We start from the raw sequence: 16,478 nt of genomic DNA, 5'->3' as shown, positions 1-16,478 counted from the left end.
ACTGAGTTCACGCCTTCTGTGATCTAGTATTCGGAACACCTATTTAGCATTGATTTTCAATATGCTGCAACCTGAACCTTGATGGATATCGATCTGACGGTAATTTTTTATACATTCTACATTTAGAAGATCTTCAGGCATGGCGTGACTTAATATACCAATGGTTGCGCAACTGTTTGCAGCCAATCCTGCCTTAATACCTGCCGGCGCATCTTCAAACACTATACAGTCTCTGATATCAAGACCAAGCTCATTGGCCCCCAATAAATATGGCTCAGGATTAGGCTTTCCATAGGTGATTCTTTCTGCAGTGATAAATATATCAGGTTGCCGTATACCACTTGCTTTCAGGCGGGCTTCTGCTACAGGTATTGTACCTGAAGTAACTATGGCCCAAGGTATTCCAAACCCATCAAGCATGTTCAATAAATCAATGGCCCCATCAATCGGCACCACACCATCTGTATCTTTGGTTTCTTCATTCTGCAACCACACAATCTCCGCATCGATATGCTCCTGCGTTTTGCCGCTAAGTAACTCATTAATTGATTCACTTGCAGGACGACCATGAATGACACTAAGAACGTACTCAACATTCAACTGATTACGCTTAGCAAGCATAGTCCACGCTCGATTAACCGCTGACGTAGAATCAACCAGTGTTCCATCTAAATCAAACAAACAGCCTTTAAAATAAATTCTCTTCTGCACAGAATATCCTTAGTTTAAATTTAAGTTGAACTACCGCATAGCAGCATATGACAATGAAACTCGCCTATACCATGATAACTTCAACTCCTGCTTTTTCCAGTATCTAGCGGTCATGGGTACTGATCCCGCAGTCGGTAATCAATACATCTAACCGGTTTATTGGCAGAACAACATTGAAACCATTACGGCCAAATTTGCTGGAGTCGACACCGCAACAACCTTTTGTGTTGCCTTGTGGCCAGATACTTTTTCCTGGACGTGCGGCATCCAGTCAGTGCCTAGCTACGGATTTAGGTCGATATCTACTTCATCCTCGTCGAACACAGGTCGCTCTTGGCTGCACACAATTGACTCAAATCTCGACTTGAAGCAGCGCATCCCACCGGCGATGTTGATCAAATCAGAGGGGGGACAGCCTGTCCCCAGGCGGTTCGCCTCGCTTAATTGATGGGCTGCCGAACAGGCATACCAAGGCCAATGACCTTGTTCATGACTTTGACTCCGGCCAGGATTTCCCCCACTTGGGCGTTGTAATCCCGCAGGCTCAGTTTCGGTCCGATGAGCTGCTTGAAGCGATACATGGCGGTTTCGGCCTTCGAACGCTGATGATAGCCGGAGTCCTTTTTCCATTGTTCCAGCTCACCGGCTTTCAGCGCTTTGACGGCTTCGTTGCGGGGATGACCTTCCTCCCACAGCGCGGCGTTCTTTCTCGGCGGGATGGTGGCCTTGGCTCCCTTCTTCTTCAGCAGGGCGTGACACTCTTTGGTGTCATAAGCGCCGTCGGCACTGATTTGTTCGATCTTGCGCCGCAAGGGATTGAGCAATGTCGGCAGCACCTCGTTATCGGCCACCGTGTCGAGGCTGACTTCGGCCGCGACGATGGCATGGCTGGCAGCATCCACGGCCAGATGGAGTTTGCGCCAAAGGCGCCGTTTCTCCTTGCCGTGCTTGTGAATTTTCCATTCGCCTTCGCCGTAGACCTTGAGGCCGGTGGCATCAATCACCAAGTGAGCAACCGGGCCTTGGCTGGGCAGGCGGTACTTGATCTCTACCGTCTTGGCGCGCTTGCTGATGCAACTGTAGTCCGGCGACTGCAAGGGAACCTGCATCAGTTTGAACAGCGAGTTAATGAACCCCTCCAAGGCGCGCAGTGGCAGCTTGAACACGCCCTTGAGCATCAGCGCGGTCTCGATGGCGCTATCGCTGTAGTGAAAGCCACGTCCCCGGCGGCCATGATGGGTCTGGCAATGCCAGTGCTTGATGGCTTGCTCAGTCATCCAGATGGTTAGCGAACCGCGTTGCACCAAGGCTTGGTTGTACTGTTTCCAGTTACTGATCTTGTGCTTGGACTTGCCCATCTGACGCTCCCTGCAGTTGACCTAAGAGATCAGATCACCGAGTGGCCGGATAGTTCCCGGATTTAGGAAACAACGCCCATCCCACCTGCCGTTTTTCCTCACCAGTGATGCCGGTATTTCTCGGCGCTCATCTCGCCCAGATCCCACTGCATTAGCCACTGCAATTGTCGCTCGGCTTGGTGTGGATCTAGGAAGCGGCCACGCGGCAGGCGCTGCAACAGCATGAAATAGAAATGGGAAAGTGTCATATGGATCATAGTGGTGTCTCCGCGTGCTGGTTGTTTACTTGATTGCCTGGATAGTGTGGGCAATATTAGGGATATTAAAAATTGCTTAAAATCCACCAGAAGATCTCCCCTTATGCAACAGCGTCTGGAACAACACTACCTGCGTCTGCTCAGGCGCTTCGACCTGCAGGCGGCGGACACCACCCTGCAGAGCCTGGCCGAGACCCTGTTCTGCACCCGGCGGCATGTACGCGTCCTGCTTAACCAGATGAGCCAGGCCGGCTGGCTCGCCTGGCAGGGTGAGGCGGGACGTGGTCGCCATTCCCGGCTACAGCTGCTGGTCAGCGAGGCCCAGCTGGATCAGGCCCGGGCCAGCACCCTACTGGAGGCAGGCGAGCTGGACGCCGCCGTCCAGGCCCTGGGCGCCGATCCGCGCCAGCTGGCCGCGCTCATCCGCTCCCAGCTGGGCCAGCACAGCCACAATGATCGCCAGCTGCTGCGGGTGCCCTATTACCGGCCACTGGTGGATCTGCATCCCCAGCACGCCAACCGCCGGACCGAAATCCACCTGCTGCGGCAGATCTTCAACGGCTTGACCCGCATAAATGAGGATAATGGGGAACTGGAGCCGGATCTGGCGCACCACTGGCACAGCGACAATCAGGCCCACTGGACCTTTTACCTGCGCCCGGCGGTACGCTTTCACCATGGCCGGTTGATGGTCGCCGCCGATGTGGTGGCCAGCCTGCTGGCGCTGCGGCAGCAGCCGCTGTTTGCCCACCTGGCCGCAGTGACGGCACAGGGCGAGCGGACCATTCGCATCGACCTGACGGAGCCGGACTGCCGGCTGCCTTGGCTGCTGGCCCATCACAGTGCCCTGATCCTGCCGGCTGAAGAGGCCATCCGCCCCGAGTTTGCCAGCCTGCCGCTGGGCACGGGCCCGTACCGCGTCAGCCGGCAGGATGCCCTCTGCCTGAAGCTCAGCGCCTTCGACGATTACTTCGGCTACCGCGCCCTGCTCGATGAGGTGGAGATCTGGCAGTTGCCGGAGCTGGGTGCGGGCACCGCGCAGGGCTCCCTCCAGATTTGCAGCCTCAAGCTGGAGCCGGCACAGGGGCTGAGGCCCGATGCTGAGCCCTCGGAACGGGAGCGGGAGCTGGAGCAGGGGGGCTACTTTCTGCTCTGTGATCCCCGCTCGCGCCACTGGGGCAACCCGGCGCGGCGGCGTTGGCTGCAGCAGTGTTGCTCGCCGTTTCAGATCCTGGCCAGGGTGGACAGCCCGGCCAGCCGGTTCTGGAGTCCGGCCGCCAGCCTGCTGACCGGCTGGCATCATCTCGATGACAGCCCCGGCGAACCACTGCCGGAAACGACCCTGGTGCTCTGCTATTACGCCGATCAACCGGAATACCCGCTGCTGGCCGGGGTGATGGGCGAGTTGCTGGCCGAGCAGTGCATACGGCTGGAGTGCCGCTGTGTGTCCTACGCGGACTGGTGCCGGGGCGAGGTGGAGGCGGATCTGTGGCTGGGATCCATGAACCTGGGCAAGCCGGCGGACTTCACCCTGATGACCTGGCTGCTGGGGTTGCCGCTGCTGCGCCGGGTGATGGCGGCGGACGATGCCGACGAGCTGTTGCGGGTGCAAGCGCACTGGCGGCAGGGAGAGCGGGTGCTTGAGCCCTGGCTGGCCCGGCGCATCGGGCAGGGGTGGTTGCAGCCGTTATTCCACCACTGGCTGCGCCTGCAACGGCCGCTGGGGGCCCAGGGCGTCAGACTCAACGCCCTTGGTTGGTTCGATTTCAAGTCTGCTTGGCTGGCACCGGCACCAGACCCAGAATAATAAACGTCATGGCCGACGGCCGGCCTTATCTTGCCCGTTCACCGGTTTTCGAATAGCTCACAGGGCTTCGAGCGGCTCTCCGTCAAGCTGCGCCTTCTCTTTGCTGGCGACACCGGCCTCGCTGCTGCAGGTACTGGAAGGGCAGTTTTCCCGCGCAGACAGCAGACAATTGCTGGATGAAGATAAACACTTCAAGGGGTTGTTTCCCAAAGACGGGAACTGTCCAGCCACTCGGTGATCCGATGCCCATTACACTACCGACATCCAGCTATGAAACCAACGCAGTTTCATACCGGGCGAAATACCCAAGAACTGCAAGTCGACCCTCGCCAACGCTGGCGCTAAGCAGAAATCCGGAACACATCCAACCGCTCTGCGTCAGTCATGCATTCGGCCCATGGCGTGGCTTGCACGCAGCACCTCCGGTATTGCCACACCAGTCACGGCACACCTTACCGACCCAACAGAGGGCAGCATCGACGTCAAAGGCGCGCCGCCCGTAGCCTTCCTCGAGAAGCGCTTCCGGAAGGTACTCATCATACTTTTCGATCTCTTTTTCTGGCACCAATGCAGCCAGTTCGGTCGCGGAGGGAAGTTGGCCATCTAGCAAAGACAGTAAGTCATTACGCACCTGCTTAGCATCGGCCTTTTCTATCTCAATGACACCAGCAAAGGCGCAGGCCTGATAGCCCTGCCGGGTGAGCAGAGCCACCAATGTGTTCACCACCTTGTCGCCAAGCCATGGAAACACGTAAACATACTGCCCTTGCTGAACCACTGGCTCGCTATCAATATTCAGGTCATTGAATAAACCCAGTCCCTCGGCAAACAGATCCCTAGCCATGTCATCCAAGAAATCCATCTTGCTCCCCCCTGCGGCGATTCGATAATCGCCGTCACGGTAGATACTGAACATCTCCTGGCGCACCACGTCATGGATGCCCATCCCGGAACCGCCAAACTTGGGTGGCTCGCCGCCTTTAGCTCGTTCGACGTTAATCACCTTCTTGTCTGTATCTATGTCGACAACTTTCCAGCGCTTGCCGCCAAAGACGATGTGTTGGTCAACCAGAATCATCGTGTCGATCGGCAGCGTGCCCAGCGTCTTACCGCTGGCAACAACGCGAAATTCCTCGGGAGTTTTGAATACCGCGTAAAAGGTATAGTGGCTCACCAGCCGCTCCCCCTGAAGCCCTAACACCAACTCGCCGCTGGACAACTGGGTCAGGAGTTCATCCTTGCCCATCTGGGTCAGGAGCTGTTTGAAGTGATCAACTGTGACTTGCTGAAAAGGGCCGGTCTGGCAAAGCGTTCGATACAACTGATTAGCACGAACGCCGCCCCACTGAGCTGTTACCGCTAGCACCTGATGCAACAGGGTTGAGAAATGAAACTGCTCTGTGTCTGCTGGCTCAAACCATTTTCCTGCAACCAGCAATCGGATCATTGCTATGGACTGCAGCAACTCCATCCGTAGCTTATCAACAAGGCTGGAGTTGGGATGTAGCTCATCCTCCGCAATCAGCATGCGTAGGATTGCAGGGCCTCCTCGACGCCCTGACCTCCCCAGACGCTGTCGCAGACTTGAAACCGTATGCGGAGCTGTGACCTGAACCACAGAGTTCACCTTGCCTATATCGATCCCCAATTCCAGAGTCATGGTGCATACCGCCGTCGTGGGTAGCGTCTCTTTTTGTAGGCGCGCCTCGAGGGTTTCTCTGGCTTCCTTGGACAGAGACCCGTGGTGTGGGAAAAACTCATTGGGCACGGCCTGAGCCTCACAAAGATCACTTAGTTTGGCTGCCAGGCTTTCGGTGCGTTTGCGACTGTTGGCAAAGACCAAGTGCGACCCGCCACGGCAAACTCGATACAGCTCCTCACAGATCGCGTCTTCGGCACTGCAGGGTACCTCGTCTCCCGGCTTCGGAGCCTCCAGTATGAGAGGATCCCGGTAACCTTTAACTACCATTTTCAATTCAGCTTCGGAGTGCGTGCTGCAGATCGTGGCACACGATAGCCCTTTATCTGGGCGCAGTGAGGCGGGTACGCTTTCTAGGTTGCCGAGGGTAGCACTTAATGCTGCTCGGGGTATGGGATTGCCGTGCCGGCCAATCAGGTGCTCAAGGCGATTAAGCAGTGACAGCAGGTGCTGGCCGCGTTCGGTACCGATGAACGCATGGAACTCGTCAATCACTATGTACTGCAGCAAGCCGAAAGCCTGCTTGACCCATCCAGGCTCTCTAACCAGCAACGACTCCAGAGATTCAGGAGTAATCAGCAATATGCCGGACGGAGATTTGCGAGCGGCCTTTTTTTTCGACTGAGCGCTATCCCCATGCCAAGGTGTGAGCTTCATATCCAGCATCTCGCACAAGCCTTCGAGTCTTCGATACTGGTCGTTAATTAGCGCCTTGAGGGGGCTGATGTAGAGGATGCCGAAACCACCTGTGGTATCGGCAATGGCTGAACAGGCCGGCAGGAAGAAGGCCTCCGTCTTACCTGCTGCCGTTGATGCACTGATCAGCACATCACAATCACCTGCAAGAATAGGCGGGATTGCCCGTTTCTGTATCTCGCGGAGATCCGACCACCCCTGTTTAAAGATCCACTTCTGAACCAAGGGGTGAAGCTGGTGGTAGACCGCGTTCATAGCGTGAAATTAGCTAGATCACCGTCCGCCCCATCGGAACCCTCTTCGGCTTCCTCAAAGTCGCTCGGCAGGTCCTTTTCGATCTCAACGGTACCGACCAAACCATTCCAGTCCAATTGAGGGTTTTGCTCCAGCAGCGACAGCATATCCAAAAAGGCCTTGATGGTATTACGAGGCGTTCGGAAGTAAGCGTCGCCGATTGTCAGGCTGCAATGCTGGAGGAATGCATGTAGCGCCTCATCGGGCACTAGGTAAGCCTCAGGGTCACCGCTAGCAAACACATGCCGCAAGTTCTTCAGCAATATGTATAACTCTTCGGGGGTCAGGTTATTCAGGTGCAGTGATGGCGAGGAGTAATCCACTAAGCCCGTACGCTGGGCAAAGCTGTTTTCCGCCAAACGGGATTGCAATGCTTCGTAGCTATACAGGCCCTTGCGCGGATCTAGCAAGAATTCAGGAGTCCCACCAAGTAGGAACCCTAAATGCTCGGCGGAGCCCTGCAGGCAGTCGTTCAGAATGCGCAGGATCTGCTCATAATTTGAGGTGCGCGCCTGACTGCTGTTGAGCTTGTATAGGTTCACCATCTCATCGAGGTTGACTAGCAAGCCGCTGTAACCAGCTTGACGAACAAACAGGCTCATCAGCTTCAAAGCATCATAGAACGAGCTATCCGAGATAATCGTCCGCACACCTAGGTCATGACGGGCATCGGTTTTGGTGCTGTACTCAGCGCGCAACCAACGGATCGCGTTACTTTTCAGTGCGTCATTGCCTTGCTCGTGTCCATTCCAATACGCTTCGATCACCTTCGCAAAGTCATAGCCTCCGACCATCTCGGTTAGCTCGGCCAGCTTGTCGTGAATAATCGTTGTCACGCCGACTTCACGCGCGTCGGCGTCCTTGCGGGCCTGGGTGATGAACTTCTCTACCACGCTCGTGAGCGCATTGCCGTCCGGCTTGTTACGCGTTGCCAGATTACGCATCAGCTCAGAGTACAGATTACGGGCCTGGCCGGCCACCGCATGAATGCGACGATCGGGGGAGAGGTCGGCATTGACGGTCACCAGTTTTCTCTCCAGCGCGATAGCTCGCACTACGCTGAGGAAGAAGGTCTTACCCGAGCCGTACTCTCCAATTATCAGGCGAAACGCCGAGCCCCCTTCTACTACACGATCGATATCCTGTAGCAGGGCTCTTATTTCGTTTGAACGCCCAACCTGAATGTGCTGAATGCCAACCTTGGGGGTAACGCCAGATTTCAGCGATTGAATAATGGCGTCTCGCTCTTTGATGCGAATGCGTTTAACTGTCATGGCGCTAACCTGCTTTTAGTTCGTTGGCAATTTCCAGGTCGATATAGATGTCTTCGTCATCGTCAATAACTGGGGCGTCGACCTGCTCGTAAGCCCAGTCATTAATAGTCTCAATTGAGCCATCTAGCATGAGCTTCAATGACTCGCATGCAGCCAGTACATCCTTGCGATCCCAGCGCTCCTTAGTGATCAGCTGCTCGAACAAGGAATTGTGTGCTTGATCCAATCCGCCCGTGTCAGCTGCAATAGGCTCCCCCTCAGCGATGACGTGCTGCTCCTCAGGCGTATCGTCAACAAAGATGGTTCCTAGGAGGCTTTGCACACTCTCGGTCTCAGAAGCATGAAGCGCCAAGAGCTCATCATTAAGAGCGAAGCCTGGTTTCTGTGTTGTCGTCTTACTGGTGGGGGTTGCAGACGCAGGTGCACCCTTGCTGGAGGTGAACTTGTGTACATCCGCCGTAACCTGCGTTTTATCAAAGCCCAGAGCGGTATAGAGTTTCTCAAGCTGCTTGATCTCGTCAGGAGTCACCTTGCCATCAGCAAAAGCAACTCTCACGAGAATGTGTCGCACGACATCTTTCTCAGCATCTCCAAGAGCGCCGACTCTTTCCTTCAGGCCTGTCATGTTGGCTGGAGTATTCAAGCGCCAGTGCAGATAGGCGTGTAGTGAGCGTTTTTCGATTGGAGACAAGTGCGTGTCATGATCGATCAGAATTTGGAGCGTGTTTAGCTCAGCGCTATCTACATGGCTGTCGACAGCCGCAACCATTGCCCCAAGGCGGAGCGTCATGCTCGTCTCATTAAAGGCTTGGGATGGCTCAAAGTTCGGCCCATGCCCCTCTGGAAACAGCACTATGTCGCCATCAACAGCGGGCTTTGCATGGTGATAGCGAGGATCTGGGGCAACACCAAAGCCTGCTTTAGCTTCCAGTGTCGTTATGAGTTCCATTTCTTTTTTGTTGAAACGTTCAGGCGGCTCTAAGCCTATCTGCCTCCAAAGGTCAGCCAAGCGAACCAAGCCTTTTGATGGCCCCGCGAGTTGTTCGTCAACCCAGCTCTTAAACCGTTTTAGGACCGGATGTGTTTGGACGCTAAGGAGGGCGTCTGGCAGCAGAAGCATCGCTTCGATATCGTCAGCTGACGCTCCCTTCTTACCGAGATAGCGACTGTAAGCAGACAGCAATTCGGTGGACGTATCTGCAATCGCGATCATTTTCTTGACTGGTGCTTTCAGAACACTGGGGTCGGGCAGGCCTGGCTGCTCCAGCGAAAATCCGCGCAGGCTTGCGCTGGCGGGATAGTAGTGGAGAGTCAATCGCGTTTTGTTCGATTTGACAATCATGCCGTCCCCAAACTGATCGGCATACTGTAGCTTAAATAGGGTGGCAAACTGCTCAGCGCATCGGCGCGCGGGTGTCCGAAGCGTGTACTCCTGACTGTTCTTGATCCATGTCAGTGCAAGATGAGCAGGTATCGGTTCGCCCTTGGATACCCGAGTAGCCAGTTGGTAGCGAAACAGCAATGAGTCATGATGCTGCTCGTCCTGTTCCTCAAACGCAACCACGCCAGGCCGCATGAGAGCCATCAGCTCCATTAGACGGAGCGAGTAGCCGGCAAAGGACCTGTTCGACCCATAAATTGACCGCAGCCGCTGGAGTTCCTGGTATATCGATTTGAATTCTGCGTCTGTAACCCCCCCTTCCTTGGAATCAACGAGGATGCGCCGCTCTAGTCCGTAGAAATAGATAAATACATAGCCTAACGGTACATTGGGGTTCTCGCGCTCGCTTGCTAACCATGTCAGATACGCACCCCGCGAAGACTCAGAGAGGCGATTGAACGAAGGCCAGTAGCCCAGCGTTTCATCTTGATATAGCATGTCTGTGTCACGGTAGATCGGAAGACTGGAATCGACTAATGATGCTTCGACACCATATCCATCCAGATCCGGCAAACGACCGCCGAAGTAAAAAAAACCTCCGCAAATTTCATGCCCGGCCACAGATATGAGCTCTCCAGGGGTGATCCAGCACCCTTTGGTTTTGTTGTTGCTTTTGGTTTCTTGTCCGCCGTAAGACGTTGAGACAGATATAGTGAAGGTGGCCAACTCATCGTCATCAGGCTCGCTTCGCACTTGCACATCCCTTTTATTCAGCACTTCTTCGTTGCGTGGTTCCTGGCTCTGTTTATTGGGTGGCGTCTTCTTGTTGGCTCTACTGAACAAGGCGTAACAACCCCAGACAACAAAGATGATGATGATCAATTCCATTTGATTCGCCTTTACTTGTGCTGTGGAAGTACCTGATGTTCTTATTTTTTTGTCCAATGATAGGCTCAATATCATGGGATAGAAAGTGACAACGCCTCGGCTCGGCCTGTTGAAACAGGGGGTGCACGGCGTCCTCCGACAGAAAAGCCATTACAGTACTCCTTATTCTTCAACGGACTCCACGTCCGGTGCTGCTGCTTGCTTATCGTTGCCTTCCGGAAGCCTAGAGATAGGGTTCGCTGAGTTCCACCATGTATTGAAGGTGAGCCTTAATGCCAGCCACCACGCATAAATAGCGAAGGGTGAGTTGCATCCATCCTCGTCGAGCAGCCCATGGGCCAACTCGTTACGCAAATTGGGGCCGAAGGCATTACAGAACAGCGACTCGAGCTCAAAGGCGAGATCCTTGCCGAATACCTGTTTGGCCTCTGGCAAGTCCAGCAATGTGCTCATTCCGTTTTCGTTCTGGATACCATCTTTGTCGAGGTTCGTGGTCTTGGCTCCTGCCTGCTTGAGATGCTCGCGCACCAAGTGCTCGATCTGCGGAATCAGCAAATGCAGCGCTGTAACGAAATCACGCTCGTAACCGGCAAACAGTGCCTTACCGAAAAGACCAGCCCGCTCTTTGGGCACGATGGGTGAGTGGCGGGCCAATTCGATGAAATCGGCCTCCCGCAACCGATGTTCAAGCAAAAGCACTTCCAAGGCTGGCCAGATGTCGCCTTGCACCACAATACTAACCAGGATGCCGTAGTCACGGATCATCTCAGCGCGGATCGCAATTTCGTCGTCTGCCGTCAGTTCTTCTCCGCCAAGGCTCATCGCAGGGCGCTTGGCAATGACCCGCCCATCACGACTCATCACGGTCGCAGAAAACAGTGATTGCAAGGGATACTGACGCATTCTTTCCTGCGCTCTATTGCGCAGTTCTTCTGCGTTGACACCACGATGCAGATTCGCAAATGCGAGCAATGCATGTTGTGCAGATTTTCCGGTGACGGACTTCCTCGCGTTTTCGACGAGCTGGGTGATATCGACACCGGACGTTTGAATGAGTCTCATCTCTCCCAGAGCTCTCTCTCCAGAATCGTTCAAGTGGGCTCGCAACTCGGCAATTCGCTCATCAACCTGATGCGTAGAGCGCTCGGCTCTGGGAACCGTTCGGTACGTCTGGATGGCATTCTCGTAAAAGCTCGCGGCCACCATGTGACTCAGGCTTTCCGATGTGGAGCGTGCAACGGCTTCTTTTACCCAACCTTCGGCGACCGCCACCGTCATTTCTGCCGCTTTGACCTCGTCAGGAATGGCCTTATGCCATTCGGTAGCAACAGAAAAATACTCCCGCGCCCTATGCAGATCACCTTCACAATCAAATTCGCGGGCCAAAACTTCTAGCTTCCTTGCCACATCGGCTCGGTTCGCCCGCCCCAAACCATTCGACTTCAGAAGGTCGGCAAGCCAAAGCCCAAGGAAACCGTCGTCCCGGGTCGCTGCGTTAAAAGCAGTGACAATTGACGCCTCCATTTGCTGGAGCCTATCTCCAGCACCACTTTTGAGCATCCGCGCCAGACTGATGGCACGTGGCCAACAGTCACGCCCTCCATGTATCCAGGTATCTGTGTCTAGTGGAAGGCAGCGGTAGGCGTCGATGGCCTTTAGAGCGAATGAAGTGTTACGAGGCTTGCCCTTCAACCAGACCAAATCGCTGAGTCGCGCCTTCAGCCAGTCGTCGTTCACCAGATCGACGATCGCGGCAAAGAACAGAATGTCGGAATCAGGCATGTCATCCGGGATGACCGACCGGCGGTCATGGAAAACAGCAAAAGGCTTAAAGGGTTCATTCGGGCTCGACGGTGAAAGCATCATAGAACAGGCATCTGCAAGCAGCCATAAGACCTTGCCGTGTTCAATTCGCCCTTGCTCAATGGTACTGCGCGCAGCAGCCGACAGTGCCTGCCACATCGACGAATATCCTTCGCGGGTAGCTTGGGCAATCGCATCCTTCCAGCCTGACGCCGTAAAGTCCTGAACTGAAATAGCCAATTCCAGCGGATAGCGTTCGTTGTTCATTAGTCGCCACCTTTGATCGACGCAACATTGAAAAGTTCAGCCTCGAAGCCGAGGTTCCCACCGTTGCCGTTCTTGCTGGTGACGTTGTGTGCCATCTTGTTCTTATCCTTTGGGTGATACCTTCGCTAATGGGGCTTGATACCCCGGAGCGAGCTTCGCATTCTCTACTCCGTACAGCGCCAGCGGTTCGCTGAGCCACAAGCGGAACTGTTCTTCTTTGAGGCTGTGATCGGGCGAGCAGTCCACGCTCCAGCGCAGCAACATATAGCCCGCCACCGCCGCGCGTACGCGCATCCGGATTGAGCCATCATTCATCCCATAGTCCATCCGGATGATCTCGGGTCGAGCCAGACGTGGATGGGGAACGAGTTCCAGCTCGACCATACGCGTCCACTGAATGTCGTTGACCTGGCTCTCGTTGGCCTTGGGTTCTTTCGCCGAGCAAGGTTGGCGCTTCTATGCGTGTGACTACGAAGTCGCGGAACTCGCTGCTCTTCCGATCAAAGGCTCGGATATGCCACCGTAAGCCGGTGTCTACCAGGACGAAGGGCACGATGATCCGTTCGGACTCACCCCCGCTCATCGAGTGGTAGCGAATGGCAACTGGTTTTTTGGCGTGGATTGCACGGCAGATCGGGGCAAGCACATTCATCTTGGGGTTGCTTAGCGCGGTGGGCGATTCGCAACGCCGTTCACCCAATCGCCGAAGCCCAGAGCAGATAGCAAGCACAGGGCAAGGCTCAAATCCTCGACACGCTGAGAGGGCGAGCTAACCATGCGCTCCGACCAAGAGAGAAGAAGGTTTAGCTGTGTATCTCATACGGCACCATAAATATAATCAAATTGATGACATGGTGTGCCGAAATTTGTACAACATCAAGATATTCAGGTCTCAAATGTAGACATAGATCATCTTGTTGTGAGCTCTTTCTATAGGTTTAGATTGACGTCATCCAACTATGAAACCTTGTCGCCCAGTGCTCTATCGACTTCTCAGGCAGCTTGCCCTTATCCACAGATTTGGTCTGTGGATGAGGGATGCCGGAATAACCATCCTTGCCACAAAGCGCTTTCAGCCGCTTACTTGGCCAATGCAATGATTTCTGGGTTAACTCTTCTTCCAATAACTTAAGCTGCTCCTGCCACCCCTGCTGCGACGTCAGCCTTAATAGCAGGGTTGAGAGGGAGCAAATCCCATCGGAGGTATCGACTTCGAGGATATGAAAGATGCGATTGTGCGACTCAACCTCAACGACGGCCAAGCATCTGGGATTGCCATCCAGAAGCAGGTGGCGATTACAACGGTAGAGCTTAGGTAGCTTGCGCAGTTGCTTGGATCTAATCACGCAACCATGGGCCGCCACCAACTCATCCAGCATCGATTGAAAGCAATCAAACTTATTGGCGTAGAGATGCAGATCATCGGTTTCGTCCGATTCAGCTGTCCACTCTGCGCTGGGCAGAATCCCTCCTGCAACTGACTCTTCAGTGCTGACATCCTCTGATGCTTGGGAGCCCACCTCATCATCGGCCTTGCCATTGGCACCTTCTTGCTTCTTCTCGGCTACCTTACGCGTATTGAATGCCTTAGAAAACTCAAACACGACAGATGGAGCCCGCAATAAAACAGGCGTGGTATCCGCATTGGCATCCGCCCCATCATGCACCGAGTGAATTGGTGGGCGTTCAGCGACCAAGCGTACTGCACCGTCCCCTTCACCTCGCACATACTCCCGCAACTTGGGATGGAAAAATTCCACTTCACTTGGGATATCTGCCTGTATATTTCGCAGACTGGCCACCTCGTAAACCAGCATGCTTTTGGCTTCTTTATCGAATCGCCCTCGGATTTCAAAAGAGACCGATGGTAAAGGTGGAGGAGTAAACTCAAACTCCCATTGCCGATATCCTCCCTTCTCATAGCCATTCAGCTTTTGACTGCGGCCTATGCTTTCGTAAGAAGCACGGGCATCAGGATCGATCAAAATCCAGCTCAACAAACGTCGCGACTCGAAGTCATCTAGAGACTTGAGCGGGTAGCTGGAGGAAGGCAATACATTCACCCGGACAACCTCGGCGCTGACGTGTTCAATCGAAAACTCACTTTTCAGATAATCAGGCTCAAGTGCTGAGCGAGATAGATAACCGTCGTGCAAGAAAAGTACACGAGCGAGCTCCAACTGGGGAAGATATATCTGTATGTCATTTGCAAGAAAACAAAAGCAGTGTTGGCGTTTGTCCATTGCGCGAATGGCAGAGGAAACCGGGTAATCTCCCAACCTCTTTCTTTGCCAAGTCTCAGTGCTGTCGATAGTTAAAGAGAGACGAAAACCAGCAGGCCTGTGCTCTTGGGTCGGATTCAACACACGTTTGCGAGCCAAGACGGGGATATTTGACACCCGTAGTGACCCAGCTTCCGCTTTGGGCACCAGATCAAGATTGACGCCCCACTGGGAATTATCAATCCGCCTGAACAGCGAGCCGATTGCCAAGATTGTTGTATCATCAGACACCTTGTCAAAGCGGATATCCTGCATTAGTCCTCCAAAACATCACTTAACAGCCGTTCTGACATCGAGGTTAACCGCTCATCGCTTAAGCCGGCTACACGCAAAAGTCGCCATCGTCGCAAGGTGCCTTCTTTTTGTACTAACAATCCAGAGGCAAAAGCCAAGCGACGCACTTGGTAGTCCGTAATATCTTCACAATATCGTTTAAAAAACAAGCGCGTAAGCGGCATTTTGCTCAATTTTTTCTCCACCATGGCGCCGGTAGGCAACCTCGACAGATACCAGCGCATCGATAGCCGAGGGGAGTCAAGACGCCACGTCTGTTCACTCAGGATCTTGAGTAACTGACGGCAAGTCACACGATCCCTCTTTGGCCAATCGACCCGGTGATTTTCTCTGGCACGACTTTGATAGTGTTGCCGGTTAAACTCCAGAAGCCAGCGTCGATCATGCCGATACAACCAGGCATATAACGCCTGATGAGAGAGGCGGGCCAGCTTAACACCATGACATTCCAGCAACTGCTGCCAGCTAGCTCGATATTCTACCAACTGGTCGCTCTTTTCCTCCTGAGGAACAGGATGGAGACCGTAAATTCCTGTTGGAATACTCTGCACTTCGTCCAGCACCGTCGCTATGTTCCAAGACTCAGGCAACAGGCTATCCAGGGCAACGATATGTTCCAGATAGCTGAAGGATTTTCGGTGCTTACGGAAGATAGCCTGCAGCCAACAACCTGATTCGTTATGAATAGCCAATCCTTGTTGCACTAACCAATCAGCCGGCCAACGGGATAATACACGCTCATGAATATCGCCCTGTTTTACCTGCTTCACCTTGGCACACCCGGACATGCTCGCTAGCTGGTTGTAAAATGAACTCCACTGGGAAAAGGACGGTGATGTTTTAGCCTGACGTTGCAACAGTGCATTTACTTGACGAGTAACCCGGATGACGTGATCGCGTCCGGCAGACTGGGGCACAGGTGGGCACAACAAGGGATTGGGAGCAATAAACTCATGGCGATGATAAGCATGCCGCTCAAGATTAGCCTCGGCTAGGGTGCCATGAAACAAGCAACAATCAGCCCCTATCACTTGCCATGAGCGCAGCCAGTAGTATTCACCTTGATGAAAACGCTGATTTTGCAGGCATTGCGGGCAATAGCGTAATGAAAGCGACTGTTTAACTCTGGATGCCACTATCCCGAGGATAAGGTGAATTGCTCCTTGAGATTCTCCTGCCATCTTCTCAAGGCAGAACTTCCGGCGATCCTCTGGTGTAAAAGGGGCATAGACAGGAAATAGCGTATGCATATAGGCAAGTCGTTCAACATCAAGGCCCATACTATCCGGCAATAACCGAGCCAAAGGTGCCAGATGATTAGGGAGATCAACCGTTGCAATGACATGCCGGTTGGCAAAAACCTCATCCAACAACTGCTTTGGGCTGGTTAGTCCCAAATGTATTCCGGCTCTGGCCACCAAGCTGTAAATCAGCTCATCTGGATAAGGAACCGGAAAGTTCAACATG

12 protein-coding genes are annotated in these 16,478 nt (G+C 54.0%); 1 reads left to right on the top strand and 11 read right to left on the bottom strand.

Features of this window, described 5'->3' with window-relative positions; genetic code table 11:
* Positions 1-39: 39 nt before the first annotated feature.
* From C2U37_RS07605 to C2U37_RS24590, 3 genes are all read right to left on the bottom strand, one after another.
* The gene (locus tag C2U37_RS07605) at positions 40-711 is read right to left on the bottom strand and encodes an HAD-IA family hydrolase (protein ID WP_101618269.1); all 672 of its coding nucleotides are present in this window, start codon (positions 709-711) and stop codon (positions 40-42) included.
* Between the two features lie 440 nt (positions 712-1,151).
* Complete coding sequence (locus C2U37_RS07600) at positions 1,152-2,069, bottom strand: IS5 family transposase (RefSeq protein WP_104451977.1); 918 nt, start codon at positions 2,067-2,069, stop codon at positions 1,152-1,154.
* A 98-nt stretch (positions 2,070-2,167) separates the two neighbouring features.
* Positions 2,168-2,326: a hypothetical protein gene (locus tag C2U37_RS24590; RefSeq protein ID WP_158656238.1), complete on the bottom strand. Its 159-nt coding sequence runs from the start codon at positions 2,324-2,326 to the stop codon at positions 2,168-2,170.
* 103 nt (positions 2,327-2,429) lie between these two features.
* Between C2U37_RS24590 and sgrR the strand changes: the two genes are divergently transcribed.
* The gene (sgrR, locus tag C2U37_RS07595) at positions 2,430-4,133 is read left to right on the top strand and encodes an HTH-type transcriptional regulator SgrR (protein WP_104452074.1); all 1,704 of its coding nucleotides are present in this window, start codon (positions 2,430-2,432) and stop codon (positions 4,131-4,133) included.
* A 382-nt stretch (positions 4,134-4,515) separates the two neighbouring features.
* Here the strand turns inward: sgrR and C2U37_RS07585 are convergent, their stop codons facing one another.
* From C2U37_RS07585 to C2U37_RS24585, 8 genes are all read right to left on the bottom strand, one after another.
* The gene (locus C2U37_RS07585) at positions 4,516-6,660 is read right to left on the bottom strand and encodes a DEAD/DEAH box helicase (RefSeq protein ID WP_233768463.1); all 2,145 of its coding nucleotides are present in this window, start codon (positions 6,658-6,660) and stop codon (positions 4,516-4,518) included.
* 119 nt (positions 6,661-6,779) lie between these two features.
* A complete protein-coding gene (locus tag C2U37_RS07580) occupies positions 6,780-8,096 on the bottom strand; it encodes an ATP-binding protein (RefSeq protein ID WP_104452073.1) in 1,317 nt (438 codons plus the stop codon).
* A 4-nt stretch (positions 8,097-8,100) separates the two neighbouring features.
* On the bottom strand, positions 8,101-10,365 hold the full coding sequence (locus tag C2U37_RS07575; RefSeq protein WP_158656237.1) for a tellurite resistance TerB family protein: 2,265 nt from the start codon (positions 10,363-10,365) through the stop codon (positions 8,101-8,103).
* Between the two features lie 162 nt (positions 10,366-10,527).
* Complete coding sequence (locus C2U37_RS07570) at positions 10,528-12,435, bottom strand: DUF4209 domain-containing protein (RefSeq protein WP_104452071.1); 1,908 nt, start codon at positions 12,433-12,435, stop codon at positions 10,528-10,530.
* A 102-nt stretch (positions 12,436-12,537) separates the two neighbouring features.
* Entirely contained in the window at positions 12,538-12,819 is a 282-nt protein-coding gene (locus tag C2U37_RS25030; protein WP_223915294.1) for a hypothetical protein, read from the bottom strand.
* Positions 12,743-13,087, bottom strand: coding sequence for a helix-turn-helix transcriptional regulator (locus C2U37_RS25345; protein WP_223915250.1), 345 nt, complete (start codon positions 13,085-13,087; stop codon positions 12,743-12,745). Before C2U37_RS25345 ends, C2U37_RS25030 begins: the two co-directional genes overlap by 77 nt.
* A gap of 286 nt (positions 13,088-13,373) precedes the next feature.
* Positions 13,374-14,972, bottom strand: coding sequence for a Tn7-like element transposition protein TnsE (locus C2U37_RS07560; protein WP_104452070.1), 1,599 nt, complete (start codon positions 14,970-14,972; stop codon positions 13,374-13,376).
* The gene (locus C2U37_RS24585; protein WP_158656236.1) at positions 14,972-16,477 is read right to left on the bottom strand and encodes a TnsD family Tn7-like transposition protein; all 1,506 of its coding nucleotides are present in this window, start codon (positions 16,475-16,477) and stop codon (positions 14,972-14,974) included. The genes C2U37_RS07560 and C2U37_RS24585 overlap by 1 nt, the downstream gene beginning before the upstream one ends.
* Position 16,478: the final 1 nt, after the last annotated feature.

It is taken from the genome of Aeromonas sp. ASNIH1 (assembly GCF_002934285.1).
Classification (GTDB): domain Bacteria; phylum Pseudomonadota; class Gammaproteobacteria; order Enterobacterales; family Aeromonadaceae; genus Aeromonas; species Aeromonas caviae.
This window is presented reverse-complemented; position numbering and strand designations above follow the sequence as displayed.

Excerpts from the sequence above, each read along its gene's own strand:
- C2U37_RS07600 (WP_104451977.1), bottom strand. The coding sequence starts at position 2,069 with ATGGGCAAGTCCAAGCACAAGATCAGTAACTGGAAACAGTACAACCAA.
- C2U37_RS07575 (WP_158656237.1), bottom strand. The coding sequence starts at position 10,365 with ATGGAATTGATCATCATCATCTTTGTTGTCTGGGGTTGTTACGCCTTG.
- C2U37_RS25030 (WP_223915294.1), bottom strand. The coding sequence starts at position 12,819 with ATGGTCGAGCTGGAACTCGTTCCCCATCCACGTCTGGCTCGACCCGAG.
- C2U37_RS07570 (WP_104452071.1), bottom strand. The coding sequence starts at position 12,435 with ATGAACAACGAACGCTATCCGCTGGAATTGGCTATTTCAGTTCAGGAC.
- C2U37_RS24585 (WP_158656236.1), bottom strand. The coding sequence starts at position 16,477 with ATGTTGAACTTTCCGGTTCCTTATCCAGATGAGCTGATTTACAGCTTG.
- C2U37_RS24590 (WP_158656238.1), bottom strand. The coding sequence starts at position 2,326 with ATGATCCATATGACACTTTCCCATTTCTATTTCATGCTGTTGCAGCGC.
- sgrR (WP_104452074.1), top strand. The coding sequence starts at position 2,430 with ATGCAACAGCGTCTGGAACAACACTACCTGCGTCTGCTCAGGCGCTTC.
- C2U37_RS07580 (WP_104452073.1), bottom strand. The coding sequence starts at position 8,096 with ATGACAGTTAAACGCATTCGCATCAAAGAGCGAGACGCCATTATTCAA.
- C2U37_RS07560 (WP_104452070.1), bottom strand. The coding sequence starts at position 14,972 with ATGCAGGATATCCGCTTTGACAAGGTGTCTGATGATACAACAATCTTG.
- C2U37_RS25345 (WP_223915250.1), bottom strand. The coding sequence starts at position 13,087 with ATGAATGTGCTTGCCCCGATCTGCCGTGCAATCCACGCCAAAAAACCA.